At 31.6% G+C, this 20,987-nt stretch carries 20 protein-coding genes; 15 read left to right on the forward strand and 5 right to left on the reverse strand.

The annotated features are described in order from the left end of the window. Window position 1 precedes the first annotated feature (1 nt). Complete coding sequence (locus GRQ01_RS02895) at window positions 2-1,393, reverse strand: DUF2972 domain-containing protein (protein ID WP_158334335.1); 1,392 nt, start codon at window positions 1,391-1,393, stop codon at window positions 2-4. A 136-nt stretch (window positions 1,394-1,529) separates the two neighbouring features. Between GRQ01_RS02895 and ispG the strand changes: the two genes are divergently transcribed. Further along, a complete protein-coding gene (ispG, locus tag GRQ01_RS02900; RefSeq protein ID WP_158334336.1) occupies window positions 1,530-2,603 on the forward strand; it encodes a flavodoxin-dependent (E)-4-hydroxy-3-methylbut-2-enyl-diphosphate synthase in 1,074 nt (357 codons plus the stop codon). 21 nt (window positions 2,604-2,624) lie between these two features. Here the strand turns inward: ispG and flgH are convergent, their stop codons facing one another. After that, entirely contained in the window at window positions 2,625-3,323 is a 699-nt protein-coding gene (gene flgH, locus GRQ01_RS02905; RefSeq protein WP_158334337.1) for a flagellar basal body L-ring protein FlgH, read from the reverse strand. Window positions 3,324-3,416: 93 nt separating this feature from the next. Between flgH and pta the strand changes: the two genes are divergently transcribed. The 3 genes from pta (at window position 3,417) to GRQ01_RS02920 (ending at window position 6,948) form a co-directional block, all read left to right on the forward strand. Then, complete coding sequence (pta, locus tag GRQ01_RS02910; RefSeq protein WP_158334338.1) at window positions 3,417-4,919, forward strand: phosphate acetyltransferase; 1,503 nt, start codon at window positions 3,417-3,419, stop codon at window positions 4,917-4,919. A 13-nt stretch (window positions 4,920-4,932) separates the two neighbouring features. After that, window positions 4,933-6,126 carry an acetate kinase gene (locus GRQ01_RS02915; protein WP_158334339.1) on the forward strand — a complete coding sequence of 398 codons (1,194 nt, stop codon included), beginning with the start codon at window positions 4,933-4,935 and terminating at the stop codon, window positions 6,124-6,126. A 327-nt stretch (window positions 6,127-6,453) separates the two neighbouring features. Beyond that, window positions 6,454-6,948, forward strand: a complete 495-nt coding sequence (locus tag GRQ01_RS02920) for a hypothetical protein (RefSeq protein ID WP_158334340.1) — start codon at window positions 6,454-6,456, stop codon at window positions 6,946-6,948. On the opposite strand, the gene GRQ01_RS02925 is transcribed toward GRQ01_RS02920, so the two are convergent. Both GRQ01_RS02925 and rsmH read right to left on the reverse strand, forming a co-directional pair. Continuing rightward, window positions 6,936-7,871, reverse strand: coding sequence for a hypothetical protein (locus GRQ01_RS02925; protein WP_158334341.1), 936 nt, complete (start codon window positions 7,869-7,871; stop codon window positions 6,936-6,938). The genes GRQ01_RS02920 and GRQ01_RS02925 overlap by 13 nt on opposite strands. Further along, window positions 7,865-8,800: a 16S rRNA (cytosine(1402)-N(4))-methyltransferase RsmH gene (gene rsmH, locus GRQ01_RS02930; protein WP_203121152.1), complete on the reverse strand. Its 936-nt coding sequence runs from the start codon at window positions 8,798-8,800 to the stop codon at window positions 7,865-7,867. Before rsmH ends, GRQ01_RS02925 begins: the two co-directional genes overlap by 7 nt. 162 nt (window positions 8,801-8,962) lie before the next feature. Here rsmH and GRQ01_RS02935 point away from each other — a divergent pair, with 162 nt between their 5' ends. The 5 genes from GRQ01_RS02935 to flgG all read left to right on the forward strand — a co-directional run bounded on the left by GRQ01_RS02935 (window position 8,963) and on the right by flgG (window position 14,739). Further along, window positions 8,963-10,453, forward strand: coding sequence for a peptidylprolyl isomerase (locus GRQ01_RS02935; RefSeq protein WP_158334342.1), 1,491 nt, complete (start codon window positions 8,963-8,965; stop codon window positions 10,451-10,453). Then, a complete protein-coding gene (gene ftsA / locus GRQ01_RS02940; protein WP_158334343.1) occupies window positions 10,450-11,838 on the forward strand; it encodes a cell division protein FtsA in 1,389 nt (462 codons plus the stop codon). Before GRQ01_RS02935 ends, ftsA begins: the two co-directional genes overlap by 4 nt. A 15-nt stretch (window positions 11,839-11,853) precedes the next feature. Continuing rightward, the gene (gene ftsZ / locus GRQ01_RS02945) at window positions 11,854-12,966 is read left to right on the forward strand and encodes a cell division protein FtsZ (protein ID WP_158334344.1); all 1,113 of its coding nucleotides are present in this window, start codon (window positions 11,854-11,856) and stop codon (window positions 12,964-12,966) included. A 146-nt stretch (window positions 12,967-13,112) separates the two neighbouring features. Continuing rightward, window positions 13,113-13,925, forward strand: a complete 813-nt coding sequence (locus tag GRQ01_RS02950; protein WP_158334345.1) for a flagellar hook-basal body protein — start codon at window positions 13,113-13,115, stop codon at window positions 13,923-13,925. Between the two features lie 22 nt (window positions 13,926-13,947). Then, window positions 13,948-14,739 (forward strand): flagellar basal-body rod protein FlgG, encoded by a 792-nt coding sequence (gene flgG, locus GRQ01_RS02955; protein WP_158334346.1) that lies wholly within the window; start codon window positions 13,948-13,950, stop codon window positions 14,737-14,739. A 35-nt stretch (window positions 14,740-14,774) separates the two neighbouring features. On the opposite strand, the gene glnA is transcribed toward flgG, so the two are convergent. Then, a complete protein-coding gene (gene glnA, locus GRQ01_RS02960; protein ID WP_158334347.1) occupies window positions 14,775-16,205 on the reverse strand; it encodes a type I glutamate--ammonia ligase in 1,431 nt (476 codons plus the stop codon). 203 nt (window positions 16,206-16,408) lie between these two features. Here glnA and GRQ01_RS02965 point away from each other — a divergent pair, with 203 nt between their 5' ends. From GRQ01_RS02965 to GRQ01_RS02990, 6 genes are read left to right on the forward strand one after another with little or no spacing between them, the layout of a single operon-like run. Then, window positions 16,409-17,110: a chemotaxis protein gene (locus GRQ01_RS02965; protein WP_158334348.1), complete on the forward strand. Its 702-nt coding sequence runs from the start codon at window positions 16,409-16,411 to the stop codon at window positions 17,108-17,110. Continuing rightward, the gene (locus tag GRQ01_RS02970) at window positions 17,107-18,360 is read left to right on the forward strand and encodes a peptidase U32 family protein (protein WP_158334349.1); all 1,254 of its coding nucleotides are present in this window, start codon (window positions 17,107-17,109) and stop codon (window positions 18,358-18,360) included. Before GRQ01_RS02965 ends, GRQ01_RS02970 begins: the two co-directional genes overlap by 4 nt. After that, on the forward strand, window positions 18,361-18,855 hold the full coding sequence (gene purE, locus GRQ01_RS02975; protein WP_158334350.1) for a 5-(carboxyamino)imidazole ribonucleotide mutase: 495 nt from the start codon (window positions 18,361-18,363) through the stop codon (window positions 18,853-18,855). Between the two features lie 9 nt (window positions 18,856-18,864). After that, window positions 18,865-19,407, forward strand: a complete 543-nt coding sequence (locus GRQ01_RS02980; protein ID WP_158334351.1) for a DUF3972 domain-containing protein — start codon at window positions 18,865-18,867, stop codon at window positions 19,405-19,407. Between the two features lies 1 nt (window position 19,408). Beyond that, window positions 19,409-20,272 (forward strand): glycine--tRNA ligase subunit alpha, encoded by an 864-nt coding sequence (gene glyQ / locus GRQ01_RS02985; protein WP_158334352.1) that lies wholly within the window; start codon window positions 19,409-19,411, stop codon window positions 20,270-20,272. Next, window positions 20,259-20,984 carry a Nif3-like dinuclear metal center hexameric protein gene (locus GRQ01_RS02990; RefSeq protein ID WP_158334353.1) on the forward strand — a complete coding sequence of 242 codons (726 nt, stop codon included), beginning with the start codon at window positions 20,259-20,261 and terminating at the stop codon, window positions 20,982-20,984. Before glyQ ends, GRQ01_RS02990 begins: the two co-directional genes overlap by 14 nt. Window positions 20,985-20,987: the final 3 nt, after the last annotated feature.

Below are 20,987 nucleotides of genomic sequence, written 5' to 3' on the forward strand. Positions count from 1 at the left end.
TTTATAAGTTTTTGTGCATTTTGATAAATTCTTGATAGTACTTCCAAGAAGCAATGATATCATGACGGCATTGTTTTAAATGGGAAAAATCTTTTTCAAAAATATTAAAAAATCTAAGTGCTAGGGCTTTATCTTTGCGAAGATAATCTATCACATCGCTTTCTTTCATCATTTTTGCTTCATCTTCATCTAGGGTTGTTTTAATGTGAGATAAAAAATCATGCAAGTAGTTTTTAACACTTGTAAATAAAAGTTCATTGTGTTTTAATTCTTCAAAATCTTTTTTGTCAATGTATACACCTATATCATTGCATAGGTCGTTTTTGATGATTTCTTTTATAATATTGATTTTTTCAGAATTTATATGGGTTCTTTCTAAAAGTATAGGAATGCTTTTAGCATAGATATGAGGATTTTTTTTATTATTAGGGGTGCTGAGTGAAAACATATTATCAAGATCTTTAGGATTAGCATAGAAAGTAAGAGGAAGAAGATAGCGGATATATCCTCTAAATTCTTTGATTTTAAACAAATCATAACTATCTTCATGTACTGGAGTGAAATCAAATCTTTTAGCAAGGCAATTCATAGTATTTAAGGCCTTTGTTTGACTGATTTCTTCCATATCAAGATAATGTATATTGTTTTTATTAAAGTATTTTAATAAATAATCAAGAATAAAAACCCCTTCTTGCAGTTCTTTAAAATCAATCTTAATAGCATGGTTTTGATGGGTTAAAAAATGGATATAATAGCGCCAATCATAAGTTAAATTAAATTCGCAAGGATAATTTCTTTGTACTTTACTCCAATCTCTTCCCCAATTATGCTTTAAAATTCCTATAGGATCGCGTACCCCACAAAGTATATTAGAATTATAGTCTATAAGGGATAAGAATTTATCAAAATAAGGAAGATTGATTTCTGAAATATTAATAGCGTATTGATTGATTTTATCATTATTAAGATACATGTGATGGATGCAGTATCTTTCTTTAGCATCATGGGGTAAAACCCATGAAGGAAAACAAGTCACATTGCAGCATTGATGAAGATATCTTAAAAATGCTGCTGCACCCACTCCATGAGCAGAAATATAAATGAATTTATAATGTTTAGGCAGTGGCAAATTTAAATCCCAAGCTAATTGTGCACAATGCTTACTTGCATCTATTTCTACAAAATTAGGATTGATTAAAGGAGGATAAGGGTGTTTTGTCATTAAATATTTTTCATAAAATTCATGAGAATTAAGCCAGGTGCAAATGATTTGGATATTTTCTAAGACAAAGGCAAAAAATTTTTCATTATTAGAATTTTGTAAGGCTTGCAAAAGAATTCGAGCTAAAGTATGATTTAAATTATTTTTAATATATTTTAGAAGATTTTGCAATGTTCCTCTTTATTATAATGATTTATATTGATGCTAGTTTAGATTCTAGATAAAATCTTTAAATATTATCAAAAATAAACTTTAATTAAAGTAATAAAAGTTAAAATTTAATATCAAAAACTTAAAGAGTGAAATTATGGAATATAAAAGATTTAAAACCCGGCAGATTAAAGTAGGCGATGTTTTAATAGGGGGTGATGCACCCATTTCAGTCCAGTCCATGCTTTTTACTAAGACAAGAGATGTTAAAGCTTGTTTAGAACAACTCAATCGTCTTTATTTTGCAGGGGCTAATATAGTACGTTTAGCTTGCCTTGATATGGCTGATGCAAGGGCTTTAAAGGAAATTAAAGCACAAAGTCCTTTACCATTGATAGTGGATATTCATTTTAATCATAAATTAGCTTTATATTGTGCCCAATTTATCGATGGAGTACGTATTAATCCTGGCAATATAGGTTCAAAACAAAATATCAAAGAAGTTGTAAAAGCTTGTAAAGAACGCAATATTCCTATACGCATAGGAGTTAATCATGGATCTATAGAAAAGCAATTTAGTGATAAATTAGGCTATGGTGTGGATGCCATGCTTGAAAGTGCTATGTATAATATCAAGTTTTTAGAAGATCTTGATTTTTTTGATATTAAAATTTCTATGAAAACTTCAGATACACAAAAAACTATAGAAGCTTATGAAAGACTTAGACCTCTTTGTGATTATCCTTTTCATTTGGGTGTGACAGAAGCAGGAACGCGTTTTCACAGTACTATAAAAAGTTCTATTGCTTTGGGGAATTTACTTCTTAAAGGTATAGGTGATACTATGCGTATTTCTATAACAGGAGAGCTTGAAGAAGAAATTCGCGTTGCAAAAGCGATTTTGCAAGATAGTGGTGTTCAAAAAAGTGGGGTAAATATCATTTCATGTCCAACTTGTGGAAGGATTCAAAGTGATTTATTAAGCGCTATTAAAATAGTTGAAGAAAAAACTAAACATATCAAAGAACCTTTAAATATTAGCGTTATGGGTTGTGTTGTAAATGCTCTTGGGGAGGCTAAAGGAGCAGATGTGGCCATAGCTTTTGGTAAAAATCAAGGGCTTGTGATAAGGCAAGGAGAAGTTGTAGCTAAGCTTAAAGAAAATGAGCTTGTAGAGAGGTTTTTAATGGAAGTTGAAGATGAGCTTAAAAGCAGAAAGGTAAAATCCTAAAAAGCAAGGCTTTTTGCCTTGCTAAAATGGCCATATGGCTTCTATGACTTTGCTGCCCCATGGCTTTTTAGTGCTTCTTTCTACTTCGCCTTCTGTTTTATATAAGATTTTAGCATCGGCTATGTATTTACTGTCTATAGTGTTGTCTTGACCAATATCATAAGGGCGTACAATCCCGCTTAATTGTATGATTTGTTTTTCGCCGTTGATTAAAAGTTCTCTTGATCCCTCTATAAAATAATTCCCATTAGATAAAATTTTAATTACACGTGTTGAAATCGTAGTATTAAAGCTTTCATTGCGGCTTTGCGTTCCTGTACCTGTATAATTATTAGAACTATTGGTTTTAAAGCCTATATTAGAATAAGCATTGACTTTATCTATAGCACTAGCTATAATCCCTGAACTTCCGCTTAAGCTTCCACCGCCTAAATTAGAAATATTGCTTCTACTTGTTGCTTTGTTTGCTTGTGTGCTTTGGGAGGTGCTTTCTTGTATCACTACTGTTACTAAATCATTGACATTCATAGCCTTTTTATCTGAAAATAAAGGATTATCGCCTTTTCCAAAAAGTGATCCTGGAGAACTTTGGATATTATTGCTTTGTTTAGGAGCGAGTTCTTCAACATAAGCTGGTGGTTTCATAGAAATTTGAGGATCAACTGTTGCAGAGCAACCAAAAAACGCAAATGGTAACATATAAAGTAAAACTTTTTTCATTTTCGTCCTTTAAAATATAATTTTTTTATTTTTCTTTTGTTAAAATTATAAAAGCAAAGAGTGTTCCATATCTGTAAATTCAAGGAGAAAAAGATGGCAAATCTTTATTTAATGCGATCTAGAAGTGATGAGTTAAATACTCTTATTAGTGCAAAATTGCTTCAAAATTATAGTAAAATTTATAAAAATATTGCAATTTATTGCCCTGTGATATATATACATCGTATACCTGTTTTGCAAACTTGGCTAGAAGAATTTAATATTAATCAAACCTTAAAAGGTGCTTACGGTTTTACTTTTAGAGAGGCTATGGAAGAATTTAGCAAAGATCCGCATAATTTTTTCAATGTCATTATAGAAGAATATGAAGAATTAAAACGTAAATACGATTTTGTCTTGGTAAATAGCTTTTGTGAATTTGGTATTCTTGATGGCTTTGATCTAAGTATAAAATTAGCTAAAAATCTCAATACACCTATAGCTGCTATTATTAATGATGAAGATAAACTCATAGCACAAAAATATTTTGATCATGCTTTAGATGGGCGAAATTATCTTTTAATCAATGAAAATTTTAATTTTGAAGCATTACAAAAGCTTAAAGAATATGATTTTATTACCCCTTATCGTTTTAAATACAATCTTATTAAACAGAGTTTAAAAAATAAAAAAACCATAGTCTTGCCTGAAAGCGAGGATGAGAGAATTTTAAGGGCAGCTGAAATTTTGCTAAAAAGCAAGGTTGTTGATCTTATTTTATTAGGAGATGAAAAAAAGATCCAAAAAGATATAGACAAATTAGGACTTGATTTAAGTACCATACAAATAATCAATCCTTTAAAATCACAATACCATGAAGAATTCACTTCTGTGCTTTATGATTTAAGAAAAGCAAAAGGCATGACCTTAGAACAAGCCCAAAATAAGGTTAAAGACAGGACTTATTTTGGAACTTTATTAATTTATACTGGAAAAGCTGATGCTATGGTAAGTGGTGCATCTACTACAACAGCTCAAACCATACGTCCTGCTCTTGAACTTATTAAAACTAAAGAAGGAATCAGTTCGGTTTCAGGGATTTTTTTCATGGGGCTTGAAGATCAGGTTTTAGCTTTTGCTGATTGTGCTGTAAATCCTAATCCAACCCCTCAACAGCTTGCCACTAGTGCTTATGTGAGTGCCATGACTGCTAAATCTTTTGGACTTGAACCAAGAATAGCTTTGCTTTCTTACTCTAGTGGGGATAGTGGTAAGGGCGAAAGCGTAGATCTTATAAAGCAGGCTTTAAAAATTGCTAAAGAAAAATATCCTGATTTAAATATAGATGGTCCTATGCAATTTGATTGTGCTTATGATTTAAAAACTGCACAAAAGAAAATGCCTGATTCTAAAATAGCAGGTCATGTTAATGTCTATATCTTTCCTGATCTTAATGCGGCAAATATTTGTTACAAAGCCGTCCAAAGAACAGCTAATGCTTTAGCTATAGGCCCTATTTTACAAGGACTTAAAAAACCTGTTAATGACTTAAGCCGCGGGTGCTTGGTGGATGATATTGTAGATACGGTTATTTTAAGTGCTATTCAAGCACAATAATAAAGGAAAAATAATGAAAATTTTAGTTTTAAATTCAGGTTCTTCATCAATTAAATTTAAATTATTTGATGATACTCATGTTAAGGCGAGTGGCTTAGTAGAAAAAATCGGAGAATCACAATCAAAGGTTGTTTTAAATAATGCTTTAAACAATGAAAAATTCCAAAGAGAATGCCCTGTAAAAAATCATGAAGAGGGTTTGCAAATAGTCAATGAGCTTTTTAAAGAATCAGGAATTTTAGCTGATTTAAATGCACTTGATGGCTGTGGTCATCGTGTGGTGCATGGAGGAAAGAATTTAAACGCACATTGTTTGGTGGATGATTATGTTCTTGAGGAAATAGATAGAGTAAGTATTTTTGCACCTTTGCACAATCGTGCGCATTTAGCAGGTATAAAAACTCTAATCAAGGCTGCCCCTAATGTTCGCAATGTCGCTGTTTTTGATACAGCTTTTCATCGTAGTATGCCTGATTTTGCTTATATGTATGCTTTACCTTATGAGCTTTATGAAAAACACAGTATAAGAAAATATGGTTTTCATGGAACTTCTCATGCTTTTGTGAGTTCTAAAGCGGCTAATTTACTCCAAAAGGATAAAAATGATTTTAACGCTATTTCAGCTCATCTTGGCAATGGAGCTAGTGTGTGTGCTATAGAAAAAGGGCATAGTGTGGATACCTCTATGGGGTTTACTCCTCTTGAAGGATTGATTATGGGGACGCGATGTGGAGATTTAGATCCTGCTATTTTGCCTTTTATTAGTCATTTTGAGGGTTTGAGTATAGAGCAAATTGATACATTATTGAATAAAAAAAGCGGGGTTTATGGGATTTGTGCTTATAATGATTTTAGAGATATACAAGATCAAATGCAAAAAGGCAATGATAAAGCACGCTTGGCATTAGATATGTTTTGCTACCGTCTTGTAAAATATATAGGTGCGTATTTTGCTGTACTTCCAAAAACAGATGTGCTTATTTTTACTGGAGGTATAGGGGAAAATGATACTTTAGTACGCCAAAAAGTTTGTGAAAGATTAAGCCATCTTGGCATAGTTTTAGATCATGAGCTTAATAAAGAAAAATCTTCAGCAGCAAGGATGATAAATTCTAATTCTTCTAAGGTAAAGATTTTGGTTGTGCCTACAGATGAGGAATTAGAAATTGCTAGAATTACTCAAGAGCTTGTTAGTAAAACTTTATAAAGACAAATTGTGATTTTTTACAATTGCTTAGTTAAGAGTATGTTTTTGCTTTTTTCATTGAAGATTTTTAAGGACTTTTTTTATAGATCTTTTATCAAAAAACTTTTTTAAACATGGCATGGATTAGTGTCTTAAAATCATCAAAGATTAATAAATTCAATGCTTAAAATATTTGATAAAAGATTATTGTTTAAGATATTTTGTTTTTCATGAATGTATGATTTTAATAGCGCTTAAAGCTTTGAAAACTTGACTTTATCAAAAGCATTTTTACTTGGAATTAATTTTCTTTAGGTAGAATTTTCATCAAAAAACAAAGTGTGGGTCATGAAACGGTTTAAAGAATTCAGTCTTCATTTCTTATTTAGAGTATCAGATCATCAGCCTGTACTTGTGCGTGATTTACTAGAAGCTAATGCACTTTTTAATGATGGTATGCTTGTAGATCCTTCTAAGTTAAATTTTAATTTCAAGATTTTAAATTCTTATGTGTATTTTGGGGTTTTATGTATGGTGATTTTATTACCTTTGCTTTTAATTACACATTATTTTTTGACTAAGCTTGATTTTCATATAAGTATTATAAGTGCTGTGATGGTTAGTGCTTGTGTATTTATAGGATATGATATTTTTAAAGTTTATGCTCGTAAGATGATTTCTAAGCAACTCATCCAAAAGGCTTGGACCTTACATTTTCCTTATTTTGCTTATGAAAAATACTCTACAATGGCAGGTGAATTTTATAAAGAAGCTTTAAAAAAAGAAATCCCAAAAGCCCAGTTAGAACAATACGTCTTAGATAAAATCATTCATTCTAAATAATCTAAAATTTGATTTTGAAAACGCATATTTTCTAATCTTCTTTGTAAATCTTTATTCTCTTCGTTTAAAACACTTTGTTCTGTTTTTAACGTGGCAATTTCTCTGCTTAGATAATAAATTTGATTTCTAATATAAATTTGAGGTGTAAATAAGATTAATGCAAAAGTGATAAGTAAGATTGCAAATAAAAGATGATGAAAATTTAAATTTCTATCTTCTTTTGTAGCATCATAAAAACCTTCTAATAAAACGTTTTTTACTTTTTGAGAGTCTTCATCTTCTTGTTTTTTTTGCGTTAAGAGGATAGGGGCGTGGTTTTGTTTGCTTTCTTTTTGTGTGATTTTCTTTTGTAAATTCTCTAGACTTTGCTTGATGCTTACTTGATTTTCTATCGAGGGTTTTTTAAGAGTATTTGAGGTGTTTATTAGAGGTGTTTTTTGAGTTTTATTAGAGCTTTGATTTAAAGGCTTTTTACATTCTTTTTTTGCTTGAGTTGGTTTTGCATTTACATCAGGATTTGAAGTATTTTGAGTTTTAAGAGGGATGTTTTTACTATCATTTAGTTTTTTTCTTACAAAAGGAAAAATTTTTTTAGTTTTTTTAGAATCTTCTTTTTTTCTTTTTTTCATTTTAGAAAGAATTTTTTTAGCAAGTGATTGTCTTTCTTCTAATTTAACATTAATGAGATCTTTTTTAAGGTAAATATTGGATTTTTGAGTATTTTGTGATTCGTATTCTTTATCTAATTCTTCTAAAAATGTATGCGTGTTTGTTTTTTTAAAGCGACGCCTTAAAATATTATCACTAGAAAGTTCTTCTTTTAAATCATCATCAAGCGGTTTGCCTTGATTCATAGCGCGAGAAAATTTTAGCATTTTTTGACGTATGTTTTGGCGTTCTTTTAAAAAATCGTCTTCTAACATACCTTATCCCATGTTTTAAAGTGAAAAACACGCATTTTAGCACAGCTTGATCGGGGGTTTTTTAATAATTCTTCTTTAGTAGCACTTATGGCTTTTTTGCTTATTATTTTTCCTAGACTATGGTTTTTTGTACACGTACAACGCATTGTTCTTTCATCGCAAATACAATTTTTCGCCCATTTTTTAAAAAAATTTTTTACTATTTTATCTTCTAAAGAATGAAAACTAATAATAGCTAAAATACAATCTTTCAATCTTAAATTTTCAAGACTTTGTAGAAAATTTTCAAGTACTTTAAGTTCTTGATTTACTTCTATCCTAATAGCTTGAAAAACTAAGGTGGCTTGAGATACTTTTCTATGGTTTTGTTTGCTTTTTCCTATAATTTGATAAAGTTCTTTGCCGCTTTTAATGCTAGCTTTGTTTCTTGCAAGGCAAATTTTTTCAGCAAGAAAAGAGCCATTATGTAATTGTCCGTATTCTTTAAAGATAAAGGCTAATTGTTCTTTTGTATAAGTATTTACAACGTCAAAAGCTGATATTTTAGCATTTTGATCCATTCTCATATCTAAAAAATCAGATTTTAAGCTAAATCCTCTTAAATTATTATCAAGCTGAAATGAAGAAACTCCAATATCAGCTAAAATACCTTTTAAATTCTCTTTGGAAGGAATTTTTTCTAAAATTTCACTAAAATTACTTTGTATGAAAGTGATTCTATTTCCAAAATATTCAAGATGTTTTTTAGAAAATTCTAATGCTTGTGTGTCTTGATCGCAAGCAATAAATTGCATATGAGGATGCTTCATAAGTAAAGCTTTACTATGACCAGCAAAACCCAAAGTACAGTCTAGAAAATAACCTGTTTTAAGGCTTTTAAAAACTTCTTGAACTTCATGAAGTAAAACCGGAGTATGAGGAATTTCCACAATGCAATCCTAAAATTTTATGCTAATTAAGATTAAATTATAGCTAAATTTCATTTCAAAAAATTGAAAGAATAAATATTTTTGGTAAAAATTTCATAATTAAACTCTACTTAAACACTTCTACGATACAATCATAGCATTTAAAATAAATCAAGGAATGATATGCTTACTTGGATGCAACATCACAAAAAATACCTTATTGTCACTATATGGGTTAGTACTATAGCTTTTGTTGGTGCGGGTTTTTTGGGATGGGGTGCTTATGATTTTAATCTCAATCGTAGTTCTAGCGTTGCAATAGTGGGAAATGAGAAAATCCCTTTTGATGAATGGGATATGAGATACAAGCAAATTTTAAGCTATTATAATCAAATTAGCAATGGTACTTTAACCCAGGAGAATGCTAAAGATTTAGGCATTGAAAACATAGCTTTAAGTTCTCTTATTGAAGATAAGCTTTTATTAAATTTTGCTAAAGATTTAGGCATAGGTGTAAGTGAAAATGAAATTTTACAAAAATTAGCAAATACTAAAGAATTCCAAAACCCTAATGGAGATTTTAATAAAACTATTTATTATGATCTTTTAAATGCTAATAACTTAACTCCAAAAGATTATGAAACTCAGCTTGCAAATGAAATTATTATAAGCAAACTTGGCCCTATTTTAAACATTTCTAGTAAAGATGAAGAATTAAAAATGCTAGGTTCTAGTTATTTTATGCAAGATGATTTAAGTATTGCAAAGATCGATTATAATCCTAAAAATATTAATCTTGATGAAGAAGAATTAAAAAAACTTTGGAATATACACAAACAAGATTATAAAACTCAAAAAGTATATGAAATTTCTACTTATTTTCTAAGTGCAGATGATGAAAAAATCGATGAAGAAGAGCTGTTAAAATTCTATAATCAAGATGAAAATAAACTAAAATACAAAGACTCTTTTGGTAAAATCAAGGATTTTCAAAGTGCTAAAAATGAAGTCGCAAAAGATTATGCTTTAATACGTTTGAAAAATCTTGCTAATGCTAAATTTTTGGATTTAAAAAATAAAAAAGACAATTTCCAAAAAGATATTAATATCACTTCTTCTGATTTTAACTATCCTATCGAGCTTTTAAATAAGGCTAAAAACGCTGAACTTTTAAGACCCGTACTTTATGATAATGGTTATATTATAATCAGATTGAATAAAACAGATCCTGTAAGGATTAAGACCTTTGAAGAAGCAAGAGATGAAGTATTGCCTATGTATTTAAGCGAACAAACTAGGAAAAATTTGGAAGAACAGGCTAAAAATAGTTTAGCTGATTTTAAAGGCGATGATATAGGTTTTGTCAGCCGTGATAGTTCTCGTGAGAGTGTCAAGCTTAGCGATAAAATATTAAATGATTCTGAATTTGCTTATTTTTTAATCAATGTATTTAATGCAGATCAAAAGAGTTCTTATGTGCTTATAAATGATAATAAAGCCATACTTTATAAAATAAATAAGCAAAAATTAGACTTAAGTGCTGATAAATTTGATCAGTATAAACTAATGCTGCAGCAAAATTTACAAAATTTAAAAGCAAGCGAACTTAAACAAGAGCTTGTTGATAGGCTTAAAAAAATATATCCAATAAAAATTTATTATAAAGGGAATTGATTTTGAATATATTAGGAATTGATCTAGGTTCAACCCAAACTTGTGCCATTATCGCTCAAAAAGATGAAGATGGGTTAAAAATTATTGGTTTTTCTAAGGCAAAAACTAATGGGGTTAAAAAAGGTGCCATTACTAATATAGAGTTGGCTTCTAAATCTATAGAAGAGGCTGTTAGAGGTGCTCAGATGATGAGTGGGGTGCACTATGATAAGGTTGTTGTATCTATTTCTGGTGCTTATACTAAAAGTGTAGATAGCATAGGAGTGGTTAATATCCCAAATCATGAAATAGGCATTAAAGAAATTCACCGTGCCGTAAGTACAGCCAAACACACCGCAAATTTACCAAGTGCTTATGAAATCATTCATGTTTTGCCTTATAATTTTAAAGTCAATGATTTAGAACATGTTGATGATCCTTTGGGTATGAGCGGGAATCGTTTAGAGGTTTCAACTCATATAGTTATTTCTCAAGAATCTCATATTAAAAACCTTAAAAAAGCTGTTGAACTAGCTGATTTAAGAGTTGATAATATAGTACTTTCAGGATATGCTTCGGCTATAGCTTGTTTAGATGATAGTGAAAGAGAATTAGGTGCGGTTTTAATAGACATGGGAGGTGCTATTTGTGATATGGTAGTGCATACTGGAAATTCCATCCGGTATAATGATTGCTTACAAATTGGATCTATTAATATTACTCAAGATTTATCCATGGCATTGCACACGCCTTTAAAAGAGGCTGAAAAGATCAAGCTTAATTATGCAGCCCTTTCTCAACAGCCTAATACTCTAATCCAAATCCCTTCTATGGGAGATGAAAAAAAAGTTAATGAAGTTTCTTTAGATATCATTTCTAATGTAATTTATGCGCGAGCAGAGGAAACTTTAATGATTTTAGCAAAAATTTTAAGCGATAATCGCTATGCTAGTACTATAGGTGCGGGCGTGGTTTTAACCGGTGGGATGACTAAATTAGCAGGAATTGATGAATTAGCTCCTGCGACTTTTGACAATCGTTCTGTAAGGCTTGCTTTTGCAAGAAAAGATTTAATTACAGGATTTAGTGAAATTTTTGCCGATCCTGAAAATACTTGTGCTATAGGACTTTGTTTGTATGGGGCGGGGTATTTTACCCCTTATGAACTTGATTCTAATGAGAAATTAAGATACAAAGGAGAAATTGAAAATTTTAATCGTCAGATTAAACAAGATAATGTTTTGCAAAAAGATACTCAAAGCGAAATAAAATCTGATTTTTTTGATGAAAATTTGCAAGAAAATGATACAATTGCATTGCAAGAACAATTAAATTTTAAAGAGCCGAAAGAAAAAAAACCTAGTGTTTTTTCAAATATCTGGCATAAGATTATGAATCAATTTTAACAAGGAGAAATTTTTATGAGTGAATTTTTAGTAGAAGAAATGCAACATAATAAAGGTGCCAAAATTAAAGTTATAGGGTGCGGCGGCGGCGGCGGCAATATGATCAATCACATGGTTAAAATGGGATTAAATGATTTGGATTTGATTGCAGCAAATACAGATGCACAAGCTATTTCAATTTCATTAGCAAAAACTAAAATTCAACTTGGTGAGAAAAAAACTAAAGGTTTGGGTGCTGGCATGCTTCCTGAAGTTGGTGCAGAAAGTGCTAAAGAAAGTTTTGAAGAAATAAAAGCAAGTTTAAGTCAAAGTGATATTGTATTTATTGCTTCGGGTTTTGGCGGTGGTACAGGTACAGGTGCGACTCCTGTGATTGCCCAAGCAGCTAAAGAAATTGGAGCTTTGACTGTTTCTGTTGTAACTATGCCTTTTGCTTTTGAAGGAAAGCAAAGAAAAAAACTTGCTGAAAATGGTCTCCTTGAACTTAAAAAGGAAAGCGATTCTATCCTTGTTATCCAAAATGAAAAATTACTAAGTATTATTGATAAAAAAGCAGGTATTAAAGATGCTTTTAGATTGGTTGATGATATTTTAGCACGTGCTGTTAAAGGTATGGTGTCTATTTTGCTTGATAATGGTGATATTAATGTTGATTTTGCTGATGTTAGAACCATTATGAGTCACCGCGGTCTTGCGCTTATGGGCGTGGGAAGTGCTAGCGGTGAAAATGCTATAGAAGAAGCACTTTGTAATGCTATAGAATCTCCTTTACTTGATGGAATGGATATTAAAGGTGCTAAAGGCGTTATTTTACATTTTAAAACAAGTTCTGATTGCTCTTTATTTGAAATCTCAGCAGCAGCCAATAACATACAAGAACTTGTCGATGAAAATGCAAAGATTATTTTTGGTTCTACAACAGATGATAGCATGCAAGATAGAGTCGAGGTAACTATCATTGCAACAGGTTTTGAAGATAAAGATACTTCAGAGAAAAAAATTACCGAAGAAACTCAAGCTTCTAAGAAAAATCCTTATTTAAATCTTAAAAAAGTAAGTGGTGGTTATGATGAAGAAATAATGGCACAGATTGAAACTCCTACTTTTTTACGCCGTCAAATGGATTGAATCAATTTTTAAGCAAGATTACCATCTTGCTTTTTATTTGTTTTAAACTACTTTCAAATTTTTCTTTATAAACATTGCATTAGCTTTATTAAATTGGAACACTTCTTGCTTTATATCTATAAAATCTTAATTTTATAGGTGAAAATATGCAAAATGGATATTATCAAGCAACAGGCGGAATGGTAACTCAATTTAATAAGCTTGAAGTTATTACTAATAATCTTGCCAATATTAATACGAGTGGATATAAAAGAGATGATGTCGTCATTGCAGATTTTAAAAGGATTTTTAAAGAAACTCAAGATGAGTTGCCTATACAAAATCACACAAGAGATGCATCGCGTTTTCTCAACACTACTATAGATGGAATTCCTCAAGTTTCTCAAGAATACACAGATTTTACTTTAGGATCTTTAAAAGCTACAAATAATCCTTTAGATTTGGCTATAACAAGAGAGGATGCTTTTTATTTGATTCAGACTAAAAATGGAGAGGTAAGATTAAGTAAAGATGGAATTTTTCAACTTGACGATGAAGGTTATTTAGTCAACAAACAAGGTTATAAAGTTTTAAGTTCTGATTATTTTAATCAGCCTCAAAATGCTGGAATTCGTGTCTTAAGTGGTGCAACCCGTATTGATGTTGATAAAAATGGAGTTATTAGAGTCAATGGCACTGAGAATGCAAGATTATTTGTGGCACAAGTAGATGATATTAGAGCTTTACAAAAGGATGGAGATAATCTTTATAAGATTGATGATTTAACACGTCTTAGAGAGTTAGAAAATTCTAATGCTATTTATCAGGGTTTTTCCCAAGGATCAAATGTCAATCCTGTTACTGAAATGGTAGGTTTAATCGAGGCAAATAGGATGGTAGAAATGTATCAAAAGGTCATGACAGCTCATATGGATGATTTAAATCAAGAAGCTATCAATAAGCTTGCAAGCGTTAAATAATAAATTATAAAAAGGATTAAAAATGATGAGATCTCTTCACACTGCTGCTACAGGGATGGTAGCACAACAAAGACAAATTGAAGTTACTTCAAATAATATTGCCAATGTCAATACAGCAGGTTTTAAGAAAAGTCGTGCTGAATTTGCTGATCTTATGTATCAGGTTATGAAATATGCAGGTACTTCGACCTCTGCTACCACTCTTTCGCCTTCAGGCATAGAAGTAGGAGTAGGTGTGCGTCCTACAGCAATTACTAAAGTTTTTACTGAAGGTAATTTAAAATCAACCAGCACAGATGGTCTTGATATGGCCATAGCGGGCAATGGTTTTTTCCAAATTCAATTACCTGATGGTACTACAGCTTACACTAGAAATGGACAATTTACAAAAGATAATGAAGGTAATATCGTCAACTCAGATGGTTATAAACTTTTGCCTGAAATGACTATACCAGAGGGTGCATTAGCTATTAATGTTGCTACTGATGGAACTGTTTCTGTAATGCTTCCAGGTGAGCAGCAAGAAACTCAAATAGGGCAAATAGAATTAGTACAATTTATCAATCCTGCAGGTCTTCATTCTATGGGGGACAATCTTTATCTTGAAACAGGAGCAAGTGGAGCACCTGTAAATGGTATAGCTGGACAAGATGGTCTTGGGACTATAAGACATGGTTTTGTAGAGCTTAGCAATGTACAACTTGTTGAGGAAATGACAGATCTTATTACAGGACAAAGGGCCTATGAGGCAGGATCAAAAGCAATCACAACAAGTGATGATATGTTAGCTATTGTAAATCAACTCAAAAGATAAATAATGAAAAATTAATGGCATTATGCCATTAATTTCTAGCAAGAATAGCAAGTTTTAAACTCATAAGCTGTTGGGCGAGCTTCTATAGGCCATACTTGGGTTTCAAATTTTAAATGTTGATAATCGTCTATAAAAATATCACTCATTACAGGTTTTAAATAAGAATTGTGTCGGATTAAGGCTTCAAGACTTCCTCTTAGGGTATGAGGTAGTTGTTCTATACCTTTTTCGCGGATTTCATCTAAAGTAAGATCAAATAAATTCTCATCCATAGGACCTACCGGGATGGTTTTGTTTTTAATGCCGTCAAGTCCCGCCATTAAAAGACTCACAAAAGCTAAGTAAGGATTAGCCGTGCTATCAGGAAAACGAATTTCAATACGGGCAGAATTTTTATTGATACCATAAGGAACGCGACAACTTGCAGATCTGTTTTGAGAAGAATAGGTTAAAATACAAGGTGCTTCAAAGCCTGGAACAATCCTTTTATAGGAATTAGAACTAGGATTAGTGAAGGCTGCAACACTTCTAGCATTTTTTAAAATCCCACCTATATAATTTATAGCTATGTGACTTAGTCCACTATATCCGTCTTTATCATAGAATAAATTTACTCCATCTTTCCATAAACTCATATGAACGTGCATACCATTGCCATTGTCTCCATATAAAGGTTTTGGCATAAAAGTTGCGGTTTTTCCATTAAGATGGGCTACCATTTTAACGACGTATTTGTAAATTTGTACATTATCAGCTGCTTCTACAAGAGTACCAAAATTAACTCCAATTTCAGCTTGACCTTGGGCCACTTCATGATGATGGACAAAGGTTTTAAGACCTACTTTTTGAAGGGTTTGAACCATTTCAGATCGGATATCGACTAAAGAATCTATAGGCTGTACAGGAAAATATCCTCCTTTGTTTCTAGGACGATGGCCTGTATTGTAACTGTCTGTAAATTCTCTATTGTCATTCCATTCTCCTTCTTCAGTATCTACTTCATATTTAGAACAATGAGCTGTATCGACTATTTTAACACTATCAAAGACAAAAAATTCATTCTCTGGTCCAAAATAAGCAGTATCAGCTATACCGCTATTTTGAAGGTATTGTATGGCTTTTTTGGCTATGCTTCTTGGACATTTTTCATACATTTGGCCTTTATAGATATCATATACATCACAAAATATTATAATCGTAGGATCAGCTGTAAAAGGATCTAAAAAGGCACTTTGCACATCAGGTTTTAAAATCATATCCGATTTTTCAATAGGTTGCCATCCGTGGATTGAACTTCCATCGAAGGGAATACCTGCTTTAAATGTTGTTTCATCAATGGCATCAAGATTATAGGTGATATGATGCCAAGTTCCTATCATATCTGTAAAGCGGAAATCGACAAAAAGAACTTCATTGTGTTTGCAAAATGTAAAAAAATCATCTATACTGTTAACAAACTTTCCCATAATTTTCACTCCTTCTTTAGTTGAATTTGTCAGATTATAGCATAAAATTTTTTAATTAAGATTTAATTAATATATTTTTTTTATGAATTTTAGAAATTTAATATAAAAATAATAAAAAATAAAATTTATATTTTTGTTTTAGATAAAATTGATTATAATTTAAAGCAATTTTATTGAAAATCCATATTGAAAAAAGGAAAAAAATGACCCAAGAAGAGCTGGATGCTTTGATGAATGGTGATGTTGATCTTGACTTAGAATCAAAAGCACAAACAAAACAAGAAGAACCCCAAGCTAAAGAAGATGCCAATGATTTAATGCTAGAGGATATAAAAATATCTGATTATAAGCCTAATCCTAGTGTAGTATGGCCACCTCCACCACCAAATCAAGAACATAAAGTCGTACACCAGCTTGATGATGTCACAAAAGATAGTGAGCTTAAAGCGACAGAAATGATGGATAAGCTTGAAAGTATTAATAATTTTTTTGCAGATTCTGAGAATTGGATGAAAGAAATAGATAAAGCGTTAGAAAAAAATATTGATGTTTTTTCTAAGCTTAGTCAGAAATTCTCCAATGTAGAAAGCTTTAATGAGGCTTTGGATTTAAATAATAAGGCTAAAAAAAATCTTAAAGATATTATCAATAATCTTCAAAGTGGGCAAGATGAAGTAATGATGGCAATGGATGCAATGCAATATCAAGATATCCATCGTCAAAAAATCGAGCGTGTGATCAATGTAATGCGTGCTTTAAGTCGTTATATGAGTTCGCTTTTTGAAGGTAGAATCGATGATAAAAAACGTGTAAGTTCTGCTGTTCATATTGAAGGCGATAGTACTAGTGATATTGTAAGTAATGATGATATAGAAGCTTTGATTGCCAGTCTAGGACAAAAATGATCATTCCTCAAATAGTAGCTCCTGCAGGGAATTTCAATAAATTAAAAATCGCATTAGCTTATGGGGCTGATGCTGTTTATGCAGGAGTGAATAATTTTTCTCTTCGTTCGCGCACAGCAAGAGAATTTAGCTATGAAAGCTTTGAAGAGGCTATAAAATACACTCATCAAAGGGATAAAAAAATTTATGTCACTTTAAATGGTTTTCATTTAAGTTCGCAAATTGAAGGCTTAAAAAGACATATTTTAACATTGCGTGAAATGAATCCTGATGCTTTTATCGTAGCTTCTGTAGGTGCCATGCGTTTGGTTAAAGAACTTGCCCCTGAGATTGCTTTGCATGTTTCTACTCAAGCTAATATTTTAAATTATTTAGATGCACAAGTTTATAAAGATATGGGTGCTAAAAGAGTAGTTATTGCAAGAGAATTAGGGCTTAAAGATGTTAAGGCTTTAAGACAAAATTGTGATATAGAACTTGAAGCTTTCGTGCATGGTTCTATGTGTTTTGCTTATTCTGGGCGTTGTTTGATAAGTTCTGTACAAAGCGGAAGAATGAGTAATCGCGGATCTTGTGCTAATGATTGTAGATTTAATTATGAGCTTTATGCTAAAAATCCTCAAAACGGCACTCTTTTCCGTCTCCAAGAGGATCAAAATGGCACTCATGTGTTTAATTCCAAAGATTTAAATCTTTGTTCTCATATAGAAAAAATTATGCAAGAAAATTGTATTAGTGCTTTTAAAATCGAAGGCCGTACTAAAAGCGAGTACTATGTTGCACTTACTACAAAAACTTATAAAATGGCTATACAAGATGCTTTAGAGGGTAAATTTGAAGCAAGTAAATATGAAAAAGAGATTGCTACGCTTAAAAATAGGGGTTTTACTGATGGTTATCTTGTTTCGCGTCCTTTAGAAAAAACAGATACGCAAAATCATGATACAAGCATAGAAGAAGGTTCTCATCAAGTCCATGCTATTAGTGAGGATGGGGAGTTTTTTAAATGCAAAGGCAAGGTGGTTTTAAATACTCCTTATGAAATTTTAATGCCTTGGCAAGCTAGTATCCAAGAGTGTGAAAATGAGTTAGGTAAGATTTATAAAAAAGAAGATAAATATTTTATGGAATTTAAAAAACTTATTGCTAAAAATAATAAAGAATTTCATGAAATTCATAGTGGTAATGAGAATGAAATTCAAATGCCAGGTAAAATCACTGCATTGAGTTTTTTAAGAAAGGAAATTTAAATGGATTTTGTTTCGATTTTAATGGGAAGTAAAAGTGATTATGAGATTATGGAAGAAGCGGCGAAAGTTTTACAAAATTTTAAAATCAAATATGAGCTTGTTATTTCATCAGCCCATCGTAGCCCACAAAGGACAAAAGAATATATCTTAAATGCTGAAGAAAAAGGTGCTAAGGTTTTTATCGCTGCAGCAGGAATGGCCGCACATTTAGCAGGAGCTTGTGCAGCTTACACGACAAAGCCTGTGCTGGGTGTTCCCATGCCAGGAACTCATCTTGCTAGCATGGATTCTTTATTTGCTACGGTGCAAATGCCTAGTGGGATTCCAGTAGCGACTTTAGCCATTGGTAAGGCCGGAGCTATTAATGCTGCTTATTTAGCTGTGCAAATTTTAGCTATTAAGGATACGGGTTTAGCCCAAAAACTTAAACAAGATCGCCTTGAGAAAGAAAAAAAGCTTATATTTGATTCCAAAGAAGTGGAAGTTTTGTTGTAAGGAATAAAAATGCAAACTTATTTAGAACTTGAAGAATTTTGTAAACTAGTGCATTTAAATGAAGATGTTGTAAGAGCTATGATGGCAAATGGTGCTTTAAATTTCAAAGAAGAGGAGGGTAAAATTTACATCGAAGCGCATCAAGGTACTTTTAGTGTCGTTCCAAGTGCTTCAAAATCTCATCCTGCTGTGGTCAATTCAATGACCCTAGCAGGAGAGAGTTTTATTGAAAAAACCATAGGAACTATTTTGAATTTGCATGAAAAGGTATTAGATGCTAAAGATGAAACACTTGATGCTTTAAAAAATGAGAATAAATTTTTAAAAGATGCGCTTTATTCTATGCAAGAACTTTATGATGAAGATAGGATTACTATAAAAACTTTAAATGATGAGCTTAAGCATGCGCGCGAAGAGATAGAATTTTTAAAACGCAAGTATAAATTAATGTGGAGTAAAACTGTGGAAATTTTTGGCACCAAAACAGAAGCTAATTTACAAGCACAAAATAAAACTTTAGAAAAATCTGACCAAAATATACAAGAGAGATAAAATGACTTTTTCACAAATGATACTTACCTTGCAAAATTATTGGCAAGAACAAGGCTGTACTATAGTCCAGCCTTATGATATGCCTTCAGGCGCTGGGACGTTTCATCCTGCTACTTTTTTAAGAAGTCTAGGAAAAAAGCCTTGGGCTGTTGCTTATGTCGCACCAAGTAGAAGACCAACAGATGGACGCTATGGGGAAAATCCTAATCGTTTGGGAGCTTATTATCAATTTCAAGTTTTAATTAAACCTAGTCCTGATAATATACAAGAATTGTATCTTAAGAGTTTAGAGCACTTAGGTTTTGATCTTAAAAACCATGATATCCGTTTTGTTGAAGATAATTGGGAAAGCCCAAGTTTAGGTGCTTGGGGGCTAGGATGGGAAGTTTGGCTTGATGGTATGGAAGTGACTCAGTTTACTTATTTTCAACAAGTAGGAGGCATTGCTGTAGATTTAGTCAGTGCTGAAATCACCTATGGGCTTGAGAGAATAGCAATGTATTTGCAAAATGTGGATAATGTTTATGATATAATTTGGAATGAATGGAATGGAGAAAAAATCAAATATGCACATATACATAAACAAAGCGAATATGAATTTAGCAAATACAGTTTTGAAATCAGTGATGTAAAGATGTTAAACGAACAATTTGAAAATTCTTACAAACAGTGTCAAAGTATCCTTAAACAGGGCTTGGCTTTACCTGCATATGATTATTGTATGTTGGCTGCACATACTTTTAATCTTTTAGATGCAAGAGGTGCAATTTCTGTAGCTCAAAGGCAAGATTATATGTTGAAAATCCGCGAGCTTTCTAAAAATTGTGCTGAAATTTATAAGAAAAATCTAAATGAAACTGAGTGAAATTTATACTTTTTTGGACAATTTAAGTCCTTTTGATACTCAAGAGTCATGGGATAATAGCGGCCTTTTGCTTGGAGATAAGGATAATGAAATTTCAACAGTATATTTAAGCTTGGATATTGATGAAAGTATTGTTGATGCAGTGAGTGAGAATTCTTTAATTATCACACATCATCCTTTGATTTTTAAAGCTTTAAAAAATTTAAGTGGCATGGAATACCCTAAAGCTTTTATTAAAGAATTGATGAAGAAAAATATTTCTTTAATCAGTATGCATACAAATTATGATTTAAGCCATTTAAATGCTTATTTTGTCGAAGAAATTTTAGGTTTTAAAATCGCTTTTAAGGATGAATTTTTAATCTATGTTGATGATTTTATATCTTTTAAGGCTTTATGTGATTTGGTGAAAGAAAAATTGCATGTGCCGATTTTACGTGTGAGTGATTGTGGTAAAAAAGATATTAAGCGTCTTGCTATTTGTACAGGAAGCGGAGGATCTTTCATTCCTAGGCTTGATGCAGACTGTTTTTTAAGTGCAGATTTTAAATATCATCAAGCTTTAGAGGCTATTAGCAATAAAATAAGTCTTATAGATTTAGGACATTTTGAAAGTGAGAGATATTTTTCTCAATGTTTGGCAAAAGACTTGAAAAATTTGCCACTACAAGTTATAATAACAGTTTCAAAAAATCCATTTCAATATTTTTAAGGA

The organism is Campylobacter bilis (genome assembly GCF_016806695.1).
Taxonomy (GTDB): domain Bacteria; phylum Campylobacterota; class Campylobacteria; order Campylobacterales; family Campylobacteraceae; genus Campylobacter_D; species Campylobacter_D bilis.